The 14,795-nt window shown below is 65.4% G+C and carries 16 protein-coding genes and 1 tRNA gene; 5 read left to right on the forward strand and 12 right to left on the reverse strand.

What is annotated here, in order from left to right; translation table 11 throughout:
- Positions 1-31 precede the first annotated feature (31 nt).
- The 4 genes from G4Y73_RS01605 to G4Y73_RS01620 are packed head-to-tail and all read right to left on the reverse strand — an operon-like array spanning position 32 to position 2,931.
- Entirely contained in the window at positions 32-823 is a 792-nt protein-coding gene (locus G4Y73_RS01605; protein ID WP_164228717.1) for a TatD family hydrolase, read from the reverse strand.
- 41 nt (positions 824-864) lie between these two features.
- Positions 865-1,323, reverse strand: coding sequence for an Rrf2 family transcriptional regulator (locus G4Y73_RS01610; RefSeq protein WP_164228719.1), 459 nt, complete (start codon positions 1,321-1,323; stop codon positions 865-867).
- Positions 1,324-1,333: 10 nt separating this feature from the next.
- A complete protein-coding gene (locus tag G4Y73_RS01615; protein ID WP_240451117.1) occupies positions 1,334-2,539 on the reverse strand; it encodes an NnrS family protein in 1,206 nt (401 codons plus the stop codon).
- On the reverse strand, positions 2,536-2,931 hold the full coding sequence (locus G4Y73_RS01620; protein ID WP_205596445.1) for a YbaN family protein: 396 nt from the start codon (positions 2,929-2,931) through the stop codon (positions 2,536-2,538). Before G4Y73_RS01620 ends, G4Y73_RS01615 begins: the two co-directional genes overlap by 4 nt.
- Before the next feature lie 34 nt (positions 2,932-2,965).
- Between G4Y73_RS01620 and G4Y73_RS01625 the strand changes: the two genes are divergently transcribed.
- The 3 genes from G4Y73_RS01625 (at position 2,966) to G4Y73_RS01635 (ending at position 3,885) form a co-directional block, all read left to right on the forward strand.
- Positions 2,966-3,166 carry a hypothetical protein gene (locus G4Y73_RS01625; protein ID WP_164228386.1) on the forward strand — a complete coding sequence of 67 codons (201 nt, stop codon included), beginning with the start codon at positions 2,966-2,968 and terminating at the stop codon, positions 3,164-3,166.
- A gap of 16 nt (positions 3,167-3,182) precedes the next feature.
- Positions 3,183-3,258: transfer RNA gene (locus G4Y73_RS01630), tRNA-Thr, on the forward strand.
- Positions 3,259-3,333: 75 nt separating this feature from the next.
- Complete coding sequence (locus G4Y73_RS01635) at positions 3,334-3,885, forward strand: lipocalin family protein (RefSeq protein WP_205596446.1); 552 nt, start codon at positions 3,334-3,336, stop codon at positions 3,883-3,885.
- A 13-nt stretch (positions 3,886-3,898) separates the two neighbouring features.
- Here G4Y73_RS01635 and mnmC read toward each other — a convergent pair whose 3' ends face one another.
- Positions 3,899-5,755, reverse strand: coding sequence for a bifunctional tRNA (5-methylaminomethyl-2-thiouridine)(34)-methyltransferase MnmD/FAD-dependent 5-carboxymethylaminomethyl-2-thiouridine(34) oxidoreductase MnmC (gene mnmC / locus G4Y73_RS01640; RefSeq protein WP_164228722.1), 1,857 nt, complete (start codon positions 5,753-5,755; stop codon positions 3,899-3,901).
- A gap of 98 nt (positions 5,756-5,853) precedes the next feature.
- Between mnmC and G4Y73_RS01645 the strand changes: the two genes are divergently transcribed.
- Both G4Y73_RS01645 and gcvH read left to right on the forward strand, forming a co-directional pair.
- A complete protein-coding gene (locus tag G4Y73_RS01645; protein ID WP_164228724.1) occupies positions 5,854-6,276 on the forward strand; it encodes a MerC domain-containing protein in 423 nt (140 codons plus the stop codon).
- A 73-nt stretch (positions 6,277-6,349) separates the two neighbouring features.
- Positions 6,350-6,739, forward strand: a complete 390-nt coding sequence (gene gcvH / locus G4Y73_RS01650) for a glycine cleavage system protein GcvH (RefSeq protein WP_164228726.1) — start codon at positions 6,350-6,352, stop codon at positions 6,737-6,739.
- A 179-nt stretch (positions 6,740-6,918) separates the two neighbouring features.
- Here the strand turns inward: gcvH and nfi are convergent, their stop codons facing one another.
- From nfi to groES, 7 genes are all read right to left on the reverse strand, one after another.
- Positions 6,919-7,566, reverse strand: a complete 648-nt coding sequence (gene nfi, locus G4Y73_RS01655) for a deoxyribonuclease V (RefSeq protein ID WP_164228728.1) — start codon at positions 7,564-7,566, stop codon at positions 6,919-6,921.
- Positions 7,559-10,111 carry a bifunctional [glutamate--ammonia ligase]-adenylyl-L-tyrosine phosphorylase/[glutamate--ammonia-ligase] adenylyltransferase gene (gene glnE, locus G4Y73_RS01660; protein WP_164228730.1) on the reverse strand — a complete coding sequence of 851 codons (2,553 nt, stop codon included), beginning with the start codon at positions 10,109-10,111 and terminating at the stop codon, positions 7,559-7,561. The genes nfi and glnE overlap by 8 nt, the downstream gene beginning before the upstream one ends.
- Positions 10,108-10,893, reverse strand: a complete 786-nt coding sequence (locus tag G4Y73_RS01665; protein ID WP_164228732.1) for a gamma-glutamyl-gamma-aminobutyrate hydrolase family protein — start codon at positions 10,891-10,893, stop codon at positions 10,108-10,110. The genes glnE and G4Y73_RS01665 overlap by 4 nt, the downstream gene beginning before the upstream one ends.
- A complete protein-coding gene (locus tag G4Y73_RS01670) occupies positions 10,890-11,900 on the reverse strand; it encodes an amidoligase family protein (RefSeq protein ID WP_164228733.1) in 1,011 nt (336 codons plus the stop codon). The genes G4Y73_RS01665 and G4Y73_RS01670 overlap by 4 nt, the downstream gene beginning before the upstream one ends.
- Before the next feature lie 108 nt (positions 11,901-12,008).
- Complete coding sequence (locus G4Y73_RS01675) at positions 12,009-12,404, reverse strand: hypothetical protein (protein WP_164228735.1); 396 nt, start codon at positions 12,402-12,404, stop codon at positions 12,009-12,011.
- A gap of 381 nt (positions 12,405-12,785) precedes the next feature.
- Positions 12,786-14,441, reverse strand: coding sequence for a chaperonin GroEL (gene groL, locus G4Y73_RS01680; RefSeq protein WP_164228736.1), 1,656 nt, complete (start codon positions 14,439-14,441; stop codon positions 12,786-12,788).
- A gap of 58 nt (positions 14,442-14,499) precedes the next feature.
- Positions 14,500-14,790 (reverse strand): co-chaperone GroES, encoded by a 291-nt coding sequence (gene groES / locus G4Y73_RS01685; protein ID WP_164228738.1) that lies wholly within the window; start codon positions 14,788-14,790, stop codon positions 14,500-14,502.
- Positions 14,791-14,795: the final 5 nt, after the last annotated feature.

Below are 14,795 nucleotides of genomic sequence, written 5' to 3' on the forward strand. Positions count from 1 at the left end.
TCGGGATTACATCCCCGACGGACATGCCTGGTTAGTCGGTCAGTCGAAAGAAGCGCCTCGCAGTGGCAGTAGTCTCCCTGGCCAGCTGGTCGGGCGTGACGCCGCGGCAGGCGGCCACGGTGCCGGCGATCCAGGGCAGCCACTGCGGTTCGTTGCGGCGGGTCTTGATTTTCGGCTTCATGTTGCGCGGCTTGAGGTAGGGCGCGTCGGTCTCGATCATCAGGCGATCCGCCGGAATCTCGTGCACGAACTCCTTCAGGTGCCGGCCGCGGCGTTCGTCGCAGATCCAGCCGGTAATCCCGATATGGCAGTCCATTTCCAGGTATTCGAGCATGGCTTCTCGGGTGTCGGTGAAACAGTGCACCACCGCGCCGGCCAGTTGTGGCCGAAACTCACGGAATATGGCAATGAAGTCGTCGTGGGCGTCGCGCTGGTGCAGGAACACCGGTTTGCCGCAGTCGACAGCGAGCTCGAGCTGACGCTCGAAGGCGCGGCGCTGGGCCGGGCGCGGCGAGAAGTCCCGGAAGTAGTCCAGCCCGCATTCACCCACGGCCACCACGCGCTCGTTGCGGTGCAGTTCGGCGAGTACGCTGAGCGTGTCGGCGCCGACGTCCTCGGCATGGTGAGGGTGAACGCCAGCGGTGGCGAACAGCACGTCCGGCCGGGTCGCGGCCAGTTCCAGTGACTGGGTACTGCCTTGTTCCGTGGCCCCGGTGACGATCATCTGGACCACGCCGGCGGCGCGGGCATGGTCGATGACCGCTTCGCGGTCAGCGTCGAATGAATCGTGAGTGAGGTTGCAGCCGATGTCGATCAGTTCCATGGCGCGGCATTCTACCGCTTTGCCACGATTCGCGAGTCGGTTCAGTTCCGGGTCGGCGGATCGAGCCGGATTGACAGCAGTCGCGCCATCTCGGGGGCGACGCGCGGGCTGACCAGGTCGGCCAGCGTGTACTGCTTGAGGACGGCCAGGAACGCGCGCAGGGCTTCGTCGAGCATGGCAGGCAGGGCACAGGCCGGCGTGATGATGCAGCGGTTCTCGGGCCGGAAGCATTCCACCAGGCCGAAATCGGGCTCCATGGACTGAACCACCTCGCCAACGTTGATCCCCTTGGGCGGCCAGGCCAGGCGAATGCCGCCGCCGCTGCCGCGGGTCGATTCGATGTAGCCGTGCCGGGCCAGGGCATGCACGACTTTCATCAGGTGATTGCGCGAGATACTGAAAGCCTCGGAGATCGCCTGGATGGTGACGCGGCGTTCGCCGGTCAGCGCCAGGTGCATCAGTACCCGCAGGGACAGATCGACATGATGGGTCAGGCGCATGGTCTTTGCCTCAGCCGGGCTGGCCGTCGGCACGCGGCCGGACCAGGATGGGCGCATACAGCCAGAGGAAGACGGCAAAGGCGCCAATCCAGGCTGCGGAACTGAGCACGATCCCGAACTGCCAGGGCAACCAGCCGAGTGCAGTCACCAGGCGGCTCAGGGCGGCAACGAGGATCAGGACGTAGCTGGCGACCGCGCCGCGCGGCAGGGCCAGCGGCCGGCCCGTGTGGCCCAGCGCAACCCGCGACATGACACCGATGATCAGGACACCCATTGCGCCCGGCCCCAGTGCATGCAGCCAGGCGGTCGGGGCGATCTGGCCGAAAGCCTCGCTCGCGGCCAGCAGGAGCAGGCCCAGCGGAATCCAGGCATAGCCGAGATGCAGGATCCACAGCAGCGGTTCCTGGCGCGTCTGCCAGCCCGACCAGCCGGCCACGCGCAGCAGGTTGGCGGTGCCGGCGACCGCTGCCGCGACGGCCAGGACCATCGACGGTACGCCAACGAGCAACAGCACGATCAGCAGGGCGGTGGCGGCCACCGTGGTGGCTTCCAGCCACGGGCGAGTTCGGACGACGCCCGGATCGCGGCCGTTGCGCAGCAGCCAGTTGCGCGTGAAAGCCGGCGTGATGCGCCCGCCGATGAGGACCATCAGCATGACGATCAGGCCCATGGTGCCGAGTTCCGCACCGCGCAACAGTGCGGCATCTCCGGTGGCCAGTCCGGCGTGGAACAGGCCGTTGGCCAGCCACAGCAGGGTGATGACGGCCACCAGCGGCAGGTTGCGCATGTTGCCCGCACGGATGATGACGTAAGCGGCGCAGGCTGCAACCGCGGCCAGGAATGCCAGGTCGACCAGGGCAACGACAGCATGCGGCAGTGTGCCGGACAGCCACATGGCCACGCGCCCGGCCAGCCACAGCGCGAACAGGCCCTGCAAACGGCGCCCCGACAACGGTTCGGCGCCGGTCCAGTTGCACATGGCGGTGAGCAGAAAGCCGGCGATGGCCGCGGCGACCACGCCGAAGAGCATCTCGTGGCTGTGCCACTGCATGGGCGGATGGTCGCCGGCCAGGGGCCAGCCAGGGATCAGTATGCCCAGCCAGCCGACCAGGGTCAGGATGGCGTATGCGCCGGTGGCCAGGAAAAACGGGCGGAAGGGAAAGGCCCAGAGGGCCCATTCCCGTGAACCGGTCATGACGGATGCGTGGCTGCTCATGTTGCGCGAGGCTCGACTTGGGGTGGCCTCGAGGGCCGCGTGAGAATGAACGATCCGACCGTCACGAAGACCAGGCCGACTGCAGCCAGAACCGCGGTTGGGGCACCGGCAGCCCACATCACCAGCGCACTGAGCATCATGGCCAGGGCAGCGGTCCACTTGGCGCGGACCGGGACGACGCGATGGCGCTGCCAGGCCCGCAAGGTGGGGCCGAAGCGCGGGTGCCGGTAGAGCCTGAAACGCAGCCGCGGTGACGACCGGGTGCCGGCCCACAGGGCCACCAGCAGGAACGGCGTGGTCGGCATCACCGGCAAGACCGCACCAACGGCGCCCAGGCTCACGCTGGTCCAGGCGATGGCCCGCCACAGCGTGCGCGCCTGCGGGGGTTTCACGCCTCGTCGGAACTGCGAAGTGCCGATCCCATTCATGTATAAAGTATACATGATTAACGCCGATTGGGAACGCAAGGCGAGGACCGCGCTGCCGCTTTTCGGTACAATTTTGCGGGTTGCCGGCTTAGCTCAGTTGGTAGAGCTGCTGCGGTGTCCCGGCGGCGCTTTTTTCAAGCTGCGCTTGAAACTCGCACCACCGGAACGATTAGAATTGATTTCCAGAGTATTTTGGTAATTCCTCAAGCCTCGTTGCCGGCTTAGCTCAGGTGGTAGAGCGGCTGATTTGTAATCAGTAGGTCGGGAGTTCGAATCTCTCAGCCGGCACCATTTCTCCTTTCCCCTGCACTTTCCTTCACGGTCCAGGCGCTACGTTTCGCGGCATTCGTGGAACGGAGCATCGAAATGAAACCATTCTTCTCAATACTCGCGCTGCTGGCGCTGTCGGGCTGCGCCATGATGCGGGGTGGGCCGCCGCTGGAGACGGTGGAGCGGGTCGATCTCGAGCGGTACATGGGGCAGTGGTACGTGATTGCCAACATTCCCTACTTCGGCGAGCGGGGCAACGTCGCCGGGCGGGCCATCTACCGGCTGCGCGAGGACGGCCGGATCGACGACATCTACCGCTACCGCGACGGCAGTTTTGACGCGCCCGAGGAAGAAATGAAGGGTGTGGCCTGGGTCGTCGACGAGGAGACCAACGCACAGTGGAAGGTTCAATTCTACTGGCCGATTCGATTCGGCTACTACATCATCGGCCTTGACGAGGCGTACGAGTGGGCGGTGGTCGGGCACCCTTCGCGCGAGTACGCCTGGATCATGGCGCGCGAGCCCGAGCTTTCCAATGCTCGCTACCAGGCCTTGCTCGACCTTCTCGAAGCCAGCGGCTTCGAAGCCTCGCAGCTGCAGAAAGTAGCGCAGCGGCCTGCGCAGGTGGGGCAGCCGGGATTCCAGTGAATACTGCCCTTGCCTATGGTCGCCAGCCGGGTTCGCGGCGACGCCGGCGTTCGATGAATCGCTCGGGAGCGAGTGATGCCACGACCCCGGTATCGGTGGCCACAGGATGGCCCGACAGCTGGTCGGCGATCAGATCCGCGCACAGCGGCGTATGGGTTAATCCGCGCGAGCCGTGGGCGACGTTCAGCCACACCCGCTCATTCAGGGTGTGCGGGTTGGTCGAGGGATCCGGCAGGGGGCCCACCAGCGGCAGCCAGTCGCCCGACTGGCAGCGGAGGCCGGCGTGCTGACCGACGACTTCGATGCGGCTGCCGCCGAGGCCCTGCCAGAGGGCCGGAACGTTGCGTTCCAGTTCGGCCAGGTTGTGCTGGTCGTCGACGGGGTCGACGACGGCCGACTGGCGCTGGCGATCAAAGGTGGCGCCGATGCAATGCACGCCCTCGAAGGCCGGCGTGACATAGCCGGTGTGACAGTGCGCTTCCCGCCACTGCAGACTGGCCTTCGTGGCCCGGCAAAAGGTGACTTGCCCGCGTACGGTCCGCAGAGGCAACCAGTTCATGCCGTCGAACTGGTCAGTGGCGCCGGCCGTACACACAACGACGGCATCGGCCTCGAGTCGATCGCCTGAGCCCAGAACCACTCCGACCGGCAGGTCGCGGGAGATCGAACTGGCGCGCGCGACCGTCGTCGAAATGTCGGGGTGATCGAGCAGGAAGCGACACCAGTTGCCCGGACGCAGGTAGCCGGCGCCCTCGAAGCGCACAAGCGCCTCGCCAAGCGGTGCGAGCATCTCCCGCGGCCAGGTCCCACTGTCGACTGCACGGCACGTTTTCCGCGCCACTCGCGGGTCGACCAGGTGCTGGATAACGCCCTCGAGTCGACCATCGTCTTCATTGCGCGGGAAGCCCAGCCTTTCCAGCCAGCGCTGTGCATGCAGGAAAGCGCCCAGGTAGAAGCGGTTCTGGGCATTGAGGTGATGGCTGGCAGTGGCGTAGAGCACGGCGTTCAGGGCAGCCGGAGCCGGCGCCGACAGCGCCGGGTCGAGCACCCGGACCTGCCAGCCGCGCTCGGCCAGTGCGCGGGCGGTGGTCGCCCCGGCCAGACCGGCACCGACGACCAGGGCGCTTCCCCGACGCCGTCGCCGTGGCCGCCACTCGCCGGGCATTTGCGCCACCAGTCGATGGCGTTTGCCGCCGAAACCGGGACGTCGCTCGACCTGGAAACCGGCTTCGTCCAGGTCGCGCCGGACCTGGCCGGCGGCAGTGAAAGTGGCGGCGGTCGCGCCGGGGCACGAATGGCGGGCGAGGGTGCCGAGCAGTTCGGCGGTCCAGAGCTGGGGATTGCGGGCCGGTGCGAAGCCGTCGAGAAACCAGGCGTCGACACGTTTCGGGCCCTGGGGCCAGAGCAGGGCGGCATCGCCGAACATCAGCGTCAGTTCGACCCGTGGCGCGAGCCGGATGCGGTGAAACCCCGGTGCCGGCGGCGGCCAGGCTTCGAGCAGGGCTTTCCCCAGGGCCCCGAGTTCGGGCCAGAGTGCCAGGGCCGTGGCCAGGTCTTGCCGGGTCAGGGGGTGGCGTTCGGCCGAGTAGAGTTGCAGCGTGGCGTCGTGCGGAGCGTGCTCGAGAAAACACTGCGCGGCCAGCAGGCAGTTCAGGCCGGTGCCGAAACCGGTCTCGCCGATGATGAAGGCCGCTTCCGACGGCAGGGCCGCGAAGCGCGCGGGCAGTCCATTGCCCTCGATGAAGACCACCCGGCTTTCCTCGCGGCCGCGGCCGGGCATGAAATAGCTGTCGCCGTAGTCGCGGGCGAATGGCGTGCCCGCCTGCCAGTCGAGGCGGGCGGGCCGGATCGGCGCGAGAGTGAAGTCCATGACGCCATTCTAGGGTGCCGGCCCAACAACGCGGTTTCGGGCGCGCCGAAAATGTTATATCATATCGATTCCGCTCACCGAGCCAGGCAGATCACCCCATGGCGGTCGTTTTTCGAGACACTGACGAAGTCCGAACCGGTTCCTTCTTGGACCGGGCCGGTATCGGTGTGTCTGCAGTCTGCCTGGCGCAGTGCGTCGCCCTGACGCTGGCCATTGTGCTGGCGCCGGTCGTCTCGCTCGGTTTCTTCGGCTCCGACCTTTTCCATCGCCTGCTGTTGATCCTCATCGTACCGGTCAGCCTGTCGGCTTTCGTGATCGGCTACCGCGCTCACGGCCAGGTCGGGCTGCTGCTCGCCGGTGCTGGCGGCCTGCTCATCCTGCTGCTCGCCGCCTTTCTCGAGGCTACGGTGCTGACGCCGCTGGCCGCTTCGCTGCTGACTTCCATCGGCGGCGTGGTGCTCATCACCGCACACTGGCTCAATTTGCGCCAGCGTCGGAGCATCTGCCTGCAGCCGCGCTGATAACGAGCTAGCGGGTGTCGGCAGCACGGCGGTTTATTGATAGAATCTGCCCAGTTTCTCCAGGGACGGCTTCATGAGCGATATTCCTTCCGATCTGCGTTACGCGGAAAGCCACGAGTGGATCAGCCAGGAAGAAGAAGGCGTGGTCAAGGTCGGCATCAGCGACCATGCCCAGGGGCAGCTGGGTGACCTGGTGTTCGTCGAACTTCCCGAAGAGGGCGAGACCTTCGGACGTGGTGACGCCTGTGCGGTGGTCGAGTCGGTCAAGGCCGCCTCCGACATCTATTGCCCGGTTTCCGGCGAGATCGTGGTCGTCAACGAGGCACTCGCCGATACGCCCGAGATCGTCAACAACGACCCGTACGGCGATGGCTGGCTGTTTTCAGTCAAGCTCGACGATCCCGGTGAACTCGACGAACTGATGGACGCCGAGGCTTACCGCGAGCACCTCGACGAAAGCTGAGAAATCGCTGGAAAACTACTGCGCGTGCGCCTGACGGCGTCCGGCGGTACTCGGGATCCTCATGTATTCTCACATACACTCCGGTCCCTGCGTTCCGGCGGCCGCCGTCAGCCACCCGCTCGCTACATTTTCCAACGATTTCTAGAAGTAGACGGCCTTTTGAGGCGACCGATCTAGAGTTATCTTTGGCCGGCCAAGCGATCGGCACGCCGGATCGGTTCGGGCAGCCGGTAGCGCGTGGTGCAGGCCAGCGTCCAGTTCACCGCAGCATCCAGATCGACGCGATGGCCGATCGACACGAAGATCGGGCGCACGTTGTGGCGTGATCGAATCACCCGACCGATGATGTCATCGCCGTCGACCAGGTCGACGGCGCTCCCTTTTGCGATTCCCGGCTCCTTGTGCTGGCCGCACAGACGGCTCTTGCCAACACCAATGGTCGCCAGGCCGGTTTCGACACCCAGATGGCAGGCGATGCCGAAGCGGCGTGGATGGGCGCGGCCCTGGCCGTCGCAGAGCACCAGATCCGGCGTCTGCGAAAGGGCTTCGATAGCGTCCAGCACGGCGGGCAGTTCGCGAAACGACAACAAACCCGGGATGTAGGGCAGGCTCGTCGGCCGTTGCGCGACGGCCTGGTCGATCACCTCCAGGTCGGGATAGCGCATTAGCACGGCGGCCGCCCGGGTGGTGCCGCCACGGTCGGGAAAGGCGGCGTCGACTCCGGCGATCAACTGAACCGGCCTGCTCAGATCATCCTGCTCGATCACCGATTGCGCCAGGCGGCGCTGCAGGGCAATCAGCTGCCTGGCGTCGCTGCGATCAGTCATCGGATCCGGAGCCGAAGTACCGGCCCCAGAGTCGCTCGATGTCATCGCGCAGGGCGGCATCGTCGAGCGGCCCGGGATCGCGGCGCAGCCAGTCGAAATGACGGTGGCGCTGCAGCGCTTGCCAGTAGCCGGTCAAGGTTTCGCCATCGGCCTGGTCCAGCCAGCCGATGTCGGCCAGTGCGGCAAGCTGGTCTCGCGTGCTGCGCTGTTCAATCAGCTCGGGATGCTTGTCAGCGTTGACGAGCAGGCCCAGTTCGGCCAGGAACTGCAGGTCGTTCAGCGAGCCCTTGACCGGGGATTCGCGTCGGTCCTGCCGCTGCCGTCGACGCATCTCGGCCAGGTCGGCGGCCACTTGCCCGGGGTCACGGGGTCGGCAAAGCACGTGTTGCCGGATTCGCTCGAATTCGGACTCGAGTGCATCATCACCGGCCACCCAGCGCGCCCGGATCAGGGCCTGGTGTTCCCAGGTCCAGGCCTTGTTGAACTGGTAATCGTCGAAACTTTCGAGACTGGAAACCAGCATGCCGGCGCGGCCATTGGGCCGCAGCCGGGTGTCGATCTCGAACAGCCGCCCGCCCGGCAGGGGCATCTGCAGGGCATTGATCAGGCGCTGGACGATGCGTCTTGGTGCCTCGCCCTCACGGTGCAGAAAGACCAGGTCGAGGTCGGACTCGAAGTGCAGTTGGCGGGCCCCGAGATTGCCATAGCCGATGATCGCCAGGTCGCTGTCCTGGCCACCGGCCAGTGCCAGCACGCGTTCGAGGATGACTTCTGCCATGTCGCTCAACTGCCTTGCGGCATCCGGCGCATCGATCCGCTCGTCAAGTTCGGCCAGGGCCGTGCGCAGGAAACCGGCCTGGCGCCAGCGCGACAGGGCCCACAGGCTGGCCTCCAGATCGTCCGGGTCGGGCGTCGGTGGTGCGGGCAGTTCGAAGCCATTGATCGGGTCGAGCAGATCGTCGATCAGCTGTGGCGAGGCGATGATCCATTCGGCCACTCGCTGGCTGAGATGGAAAACGCGGACCAGGCGTTCGAGCGTTTCCGGCCGTTCGCGCAACAGCGCCAGGTAGGCTGAGCGGCGCGAAACCTGGTCGACCAGGCGCAGCAGGTCGGCCAGGCCGGTATCCGGCGGCTGCTGTCGACCGATGGCCTGAATCAGTTTTGGCATGAGGTGCTCCAGGCGCCGCCGACCTTCGGCGCTCAGGGCACGCTTGGCCAGGCTGGCATGGCTGCGCTGCAGAAGCTCGGCGGCCTCCTTGGGCTGCTCAAAGCCGGTCGCTTGCAGACGCTCGTGGATATCCTCGCCCGGCGGCCAGAGCGAGGCCGGTTCCGTCGCGTCGCTATCGGGATCCAGGAATTGCTGGCTGAATTTCTTGCGGACGGTTTTGCGGTAGTGGTCGAGTTCGGCCGCCAAGTCGTCCCATCCCTCGCAATTCATGAGCCGGGCCAGTCTGGCCCGTTGGTCGGCTGAGTCGGGCAGATCGTGGCCCTGTCGGGCGGTCATGGCCTGGAGACGGTTCTCCAGCAGTCGAAGAAAGCCGTAGGCCGAGCGGAGCGTTTCGACCTCTTCGGTCGGCAGCAGGTCGAGCTCGCGGCAGGCGCTCAGGGCCGGCAGAAAGCCGGGCCGGCGCAGGGACGGCGCGCGTCCGCCGCGCAGAATCTGCAGGCTCTGGACCAGGAATTCCAGTTCGCGGATACCGCCGCGGCCGCGTTTGATGTCATCGCGGTCGCTGCGTGAACGGGCATTGGCATCGATCTGCCGGTGCAGGTCGCGCAGGCTCTCGAAGATGCCGTAGTCGAGGTAGCGGCGGTAGATGAACGGTTGCAGGGCTTCGATCAGCGCCTTCCCACCGGCGATGTCGCCGGCGACCGGCGCGGCCTTGAGCCAGGCATAGCGTTCCCAGGTCCGGCCCTCGCTCAGGAAATACTGCTCCATCGCCGGTGTCGACCAGACCAGGGCGCCGGCCTCGCCGAAGGGACGCAGGCGGGTGTCGACGATCCACGCGCGGCCGTGCGCGTCGACCGCGTCAAGCAGGCTGATCAGCTCGCGCGCGACCCGTTTCATCCATTCGGCCGCGTCGATCCGTCGCGGTCCGCTGCTGCGTCCGGCGGCATTGTGGGCGAAGACCAGGTCGATATCGGAGTTGAAATTGAGTTCGTCGCCGCCGAGCTTGCCCAGACCGAACACGATCAGGTGTTTGTGCTCGGCATTGTCGCCCTCGAGGCTGCCGTGCCGTTCGGCAATGCGCGCTTCGGCGGCGGTCAGGGCGAGTTCAATACACTCGCGCGCCAGCGCCGACAGGGCCCGGCCGGTCGTCTCGATGTCGGCCTCACCAGCCAGGTCGCGCCACAGGATGTGGACCGACTGCAGTTGCCGGTATCGCCGAAGTTCGGTGGCCGGATCGGCGAGCAGCGCGGCTTCGTCCGGTGGCGACACCGCAGTCTCCGGGTCCGGCGCGTCGTCGAAACGGCGCCAGGCTTCGGCGGCGAAACGACAGTGCGCGGCGAGAAACTCGCGGTCCAGCTTGTCGACGGGTCGCTTCATGCTGCCTCGTTACGGGTTGCCTGCCGGACCAGTTCGCGGAACAGGGCCTGCTGCCGGCGCCGCTGCGGCAGGTACTCCGGGTGCCACTGCACGCCCAGTAGCCAGGGCGCGTCCGGGTGTTCGATGGCTTGAATGATACCGTTGGCCTCGCGCGCACTCACGACCAGGTCTTCGGCAAGGCAGTCGATGGCCTGGGAATGCAGGGCGTTGACCCAGGTTCGATCAAGTCCCAGCAATTCGGCCAGGTGCGAGCCGGCTTGGACCTCGATGCATTTTCGCGGCAGCACCGATCGAATGGCGGGGTATTCGTCATAGAAGCCCTGGATGTGCTGGTGGAGCGACCCGCCCAGGGTGACGTTGATCAACTGCATGCCGCGGCAGATGCCCAGAATCGGCAGGCGGCGCCGGCGTGCCTGTTCGATCAGGGTCTTTTCGAGGCGGTCGCGCTTGGGTGATGGACCGCCGTGCTTGGTTGTGAGCAGGCGCCGCAGGACGAATACCAGCGGGAGCAGAACAAAGCCTAGAACACGCCGCCAGCCCGAGACGCTGCGGTCGGTCATTTGGCCCGCTCGCTGGTGCGGTCGCTGGCCGTAGAGTCGCGGACTGACATCAGCGCCCCCGCCGATGATCAGACCGTCGAGTCGTTCGATTCCGATCGGTTTGCGAGGGCGGATTCTCAGCGCCCGGCCGCCGGCGCGGCGAACGGCCAGGGCCGTGAACCACCAGGCAGCCAGGCCCCCGCGATCCGGACCGGTGACGCCGATCACGGGCCGGGCGCTCATCTGCGAAGTTTGCGCCATGCGCGCGAGAGCCAGCGGCGCAAAACGCTGGAACTCGAAAGGCGGCGGACGCGTCGGCTCTCCAGGCGCTCGGGATCGTCGGCCAGTCGTTCCACCTCGATCCAGCGGTTCCAGACCGTCGCCAGCGACCAGTCCGGGTCGTCGATCAGGCAGTTGGGCAGGCGGTAGTGAAAGGCCGGCCGCGGCTTGACCAGGTGGGCCTCCACCGGTGCGTTCATGATCCTGTCCTCGTCCAGGTGGGCGAACAGCGGCAAGAGATCGAGCGGCCGGTTTCGCGTCGGCGTCAGCCGCAGGTAGTCGTCGATCAGTTCATCCCGGTCGGGGGCGTAATCGGCCTGGAGGACGTGGGCGACGTATTCCTCGGGAAAGGGCTGCACATAGGGGGAGATTCGCCGCGACAAGTCCACGCGCTCGGCCTCGATGAGCTCGTCGTAGCTGAGCAGGAAGGCGCGAATGATCGACAGCAGGTAGTCGGAATCCAGGCTGGCCACCTCGGCATTGAGCTGCATGCCGAAGGCATACAGGGGCGAGGACTGGGTGCCGCGTGCACCGGCCCGGTGGAGTCGCTCGCGGATGCCGTCGAGGGTTTCGAGTTCGGTCCAGGGCACCGGCGGTCCGACCAGCTCGAGCGGCACGACCAGGCCGGCCACGCGCGAGATCAGCGTCTCGATCTGCTCGCGCTCGTCGCCCTCGCCGATGTTGATGCCGAACTCCGCCAGCAATTCCTGGTACTGGCGGCTCTTGAGCAGGTCCGCGTCCAGCTCGATCCGGAAGTCACCCACTTCGGTGTCGCGAACGTGCGTGACGAAGGCGTTTTCGACCTCGATGTGGCCGCCGACGGCATCGACCACCGCCTCGGCGACCTGGTGCGGCCGGATTCCGGCCATCTCGAGCTCGACGCCTACGCGCCGGGCCTCGCCGTCGGGATTGCTGCGCCGCGACGGTCGTTTGAATCGCTCGTTGTCGTTGTTATCGGCCGTGTCGTTCATCGCTGCCGACAGGATACCCGACGGCCGCCGGGCAAGCGTGGACGAAGGCGCCGTGGGTCGGGGATGCGACCCCGACCTACGCGATCGATCGAGATACGTGGGGAGACATCAACCCAGCGACAGGTGCCGGTCCTCGTCGCGCAGCATGAACAGGGCGATGCAGGCGCCGAGCATGGGGATGGCGGCCAGGAACAGCATGTTGTTGAACGGGTCGAGATACTGCTGCCATGACGATAGCGTCGATACGGCATGCGTGATCATCACGAAGCCGTAGGTCCAGAACTTCCACAGTCCGAGCACGAACGCGATCTCGATGGCCAGCTGCACCAGCCCGATGACGAGCAGAATTGTGCTACTCATGCCCGAGATGAAATAGAAGTTCTCGAATACCGCGGTGGCATGGCCCGGATTAACCAGCTTGTCGATCGACCACATCGCCATGACGATGAAAACGCTCACGCGCATGATGAACAGCGCGATGGGCAGTTTCTTGTTCTTGAACATGATTCAGACCCTCGATTGAACGAAGTACAAGACTAGCATCGGGCACGATCGGCGGCCTTACGTGATTCTCCCTACCCAACACTGGATCGCAGGGCAGACCGCAGGATGAATTGAACGCAACAAAAAAACCCCGGCACAGAGGCCGGGGTTTCTCGAACAGGCTGCTTGTTGTCGATGGGCAACGAGCGAGCGGGCGCAGGTCCCGGTTCAGGGTGGCGATGAGCCTCGAGGCGGAAGCGCAGCGCAGGCGGAATGTCGGGGGCGGCTTGCCCTTGGCAAGAAGCCCCCGACTGGAGCCGTCGCGCGTGTACCTTGATGGTACGTGAGCATTTCGCCTCGAGGGGAAGCGCCTCCCTGGGCCGGGAGATGCGGCCGCGGGGACTACATCATGCCGCCCATTCCGCCCATACCACCCATTCCGCCCATGCCACCCATGTCCGGGCCGCCGCCTTCGTCCTTCTGCGGGAACTCGGCAATGGCACACTCGGTGGTGATCATCAGGCCGGAGACCGAGGCGGCGTTCTGCAGGGCAGTACGCGTGACCTTGGTCGGGTCGAGAATGCCGGCATCGATCATGTCGACGAACTCGCCCGTGGCGGCGTTGTAGCCGTAGTTACCCTTGCCTTCGGTGACCTGGGCCAGGATGACTGACGGTTCACCGCCGGAGTTGGACACGATCTTCCTGAGCGGCTCTTCCATCGCACGCAGGGCGATCTTGATGCCCACGGTCTGGTCGTCGTTGTCGCCGGTGAGCTTTTCGATCGCTGCACGGGCACGGACCAGTGCGGTACCGCCGCCGGGCACCACGCCCTCCTCGACGGCCGCACGCGTAGCGTGCAGGGCGTCTTCGACGCGGGCCTTCTTTTCCTTCATCTCGATTTCGGTGGCGGCACCGACCTTGATCACGGCCACGCCGCCGGCCAGCTTGGCCACGCGTTCCTGCAACTTTTCGCGATCGTAGTCGGAGCTGGCATCCTCGATCTGGGCACGGATCTGGCCGACCCGGCTCTCGATCGCGGCACCGTCACCCGAACCGTCGATGATGGTCGTGTTTTCCTTGTCGATCTGGACCTTCTTGGCCGAACCGAGTTCTTCGATGGTGGTCTTCTCGAGGCTCATGCCGACTTCCTCGGAGATGACCTGGCCACCGGTCAGGACAGCCATGTCTTCCAGCATCGCCTTGCGGCGGTCGCCGAAGCCGGGTGCCTTGACGGCAGCGACCTTGACCGTGCCGCGCAGGTTGTTGACCACCAGGGTGGCCAGGGCCTCGCCCTCGATGTCCTCGGCACAGATCAGCAGGCTACGCGACTGCTTGGCCACGCCTTCAAGGATCGGCAGCAGTTCACGCACGTTGGAGATCTTCTTGTCGTGCAGCAGGATGTAGGGGTTTTCGAGCTCGACCTGCATGGTCTGCTGATCGGTCACGAAGTAGGGCGAGAGGTAGCCACGATCGAACTGCATACCTTCGACGACCGACAGTTCGTTGTCGAGCGACTGGCCTTCTTCGACCGTGATCACGCCTTCCTTGCCGACCTTGCCCATGGCCTCGGCGATGATCTTGCCGATCTCTTCATCGCTGTTGGCCGAAATGGTGCCGACCTGGGCGATGGACTTGTCGGTATCGCAGGGGGTGGAGAGCTTCTTGAGTTCCTCGACCGCGGCCTTGACGGCCTTGTCGATACCGCGCTTGAGGTCCATCGGGTTCATGCCGGCGGCAACCGACTTGACGCCCTCGCGCAGCATGGCGTGGGCCAGCACGGTTGCAGTGGTGGTGCCGTCACCGGCCTCGTCGGAAGTCTGGGAAGCGACTTCCTTGACCATCTGGGCACCCATGTTCTCGAACTTGTCTTCCAGTTCGATTTCCTTGGCCACGGACACACCGTCCTTGGTCATGGTCGGCGCACCGAAGCTCTTTTCGAGCAGGACATTGCGGCCCTTGGGGCCGAGAGTGACGCTGACTGCGCGAGCCAGTACGTCGACGCCCTTGAGAATCTTGTTGCGGGCGTCTTCTGAAAATCTTACTTCTTTGGCGCTCATGATTGATTTCCTCTAGATCTTGAGTCTTGGGATGTCAGGTTGATTCGCAGGCGTCGTTTCAGGACTCGACCACGGCCATGATGTCGTCTTCACGCATCACCAGTAGTTCGTCGTCGTCGACCTTGACCTCGGTGCCGGAGTACTTGCCGAACAGCACCTTGTCGCCCACCTTCACATCCAGCGCACGCTGTTCCCCATTGTCGAGGATCTTGCCGTTGCCGACTGCAACCACTTCGCCGCGAATCGGCTTTTCGGTGGCGCTGTCGGGAATGACGATCCCGCCCGGGGTGGTGCGCTCTTCTTCCATGCGCTTGACGATGACGCGATCATGTAAGGGACGCAGTTTCATGGGTA

The organism is Wenzhouxiangella sp. XN201 (genome assembly GCF_011008905.1).
Classification (GTDB): domain Bacteria; phylum Pseudomonadota; class Gammaproteobacteria; order Xanthomonadales; family Wenzhouxiangellaceae; genus Wenzhouxiangella.

What these genes read in the sequence shown, in the direction of transcription:
- G4Y73_RS01635 (WP_205596446.1), top strand. Translation starts at nt 3,334, where the DNA reads ATGAAACCATTCTTCTCAATACTCGCGCTGCTGGCGCTGTCGGGCTGC.
- G4Y73_RS01665 (WP_164228732.1), bottom strand. Translation starts at nt 10,893, where the DNA reads ATGAGCGCCCGGCCCGTGATCGGCGTCACCGGTCCGGATCGCGGGGGC.
- gcvH (WP_164228726.1), top strand. Translation starts at nt 6,350, where the DNA reads ATGAGCGATATTCCTTCCGATCTGCGTTACGCGGAAAGCCACGAGTGG.
- groES (WP_164228738.1), bottom strand. Translation starts at nt 14,790, where the DNA reads ATGAAACTGCGTCCCTTACATGATCGCGTCATCGTCAAGCGCATGGAA.
- G4Y73_RS01605 (WP_164228717.1), bottom strand. Translation starts at nt 823, where the DNA reads ATGGAACTGATCGACATCGGCTGCAACCTCACTCACGATTCATTCGAC.
- mnmC (WP_164228722.1), bottom strand. Translation starts at nt 5,755, where the DNA reads ATGGACTTCACTCTCGCGCCGATCCGGCCCGCCCGCCTCGACTGGCAG.
- G4Y73_RS01675 (WP_164228735.1), bottom strand. Translation starts at nt 12,404, where the DNA reads ATGTTCAAGAACAAGAAACTGCCCATCGCGCTGTTCATCATGCGCGTG.
- nfi (WP_164228728.1), bottom strand. Translation starts at nt 7,566, where the DNA reads ATGACTGATCGCAGCGACGCCAGGCAGCTGATTGCCCTGCAGCGCCGC.
- G4Y73_RS01645 (WP_164228724.1), top strand. Translation starts at nt 5,854, where the DNA reads ATGGCGGTCGTTTTTCGAGACACTGACGAAGTCCGAACCGGTTCCTTC.
- groL (WP_164228736.1), bottom strand. Translation starts at nt 14,441, where the DNA reads ATGAGCGCCAAAGAAGTAAGATTTTCAGAAGACGCCCGCAACAAGATT.
- G4Y73_RS01670 (WP_164228733.1), bottom strand. Translation starts at nt 11,900, where the DNA reads ATGAACGACACGGCCGATAACAACGACAACGAGCGATTCAAACGACCG.
- G4Y73_RS01610 (WP_164228719.1), bottom strand. Translation starts at nt 1,323, where the DNA reads ATGCGCCTGACCCATCATGTCGATCTGTCCCTGCGGGTACTGATGCAC.
- G4Y73_RS01625 (WP_164228386.1), top strand. Translation starts at nt 2,966, where the DNA reads ATGTATAAAGTATACATGATTAACGCCGATTGGGAACGCAAGGCGAGG.
- G4Y73_RS01615 (WP_240451117.1), bottom strand. Translation starts at nt 2,539, where the DNA reads ATGAGCAGCCACGCATCCGTCATGACCGGTTCACGGGAATGGGCCCTC.
- glnE (WP_164228730.1), bottom strand. Translation starts at nt 10,111, where the DNA reads ATGAAGCGACCCGTCGACAAGCTGGACCGCGAGTTTCTCGCCGCGCAC.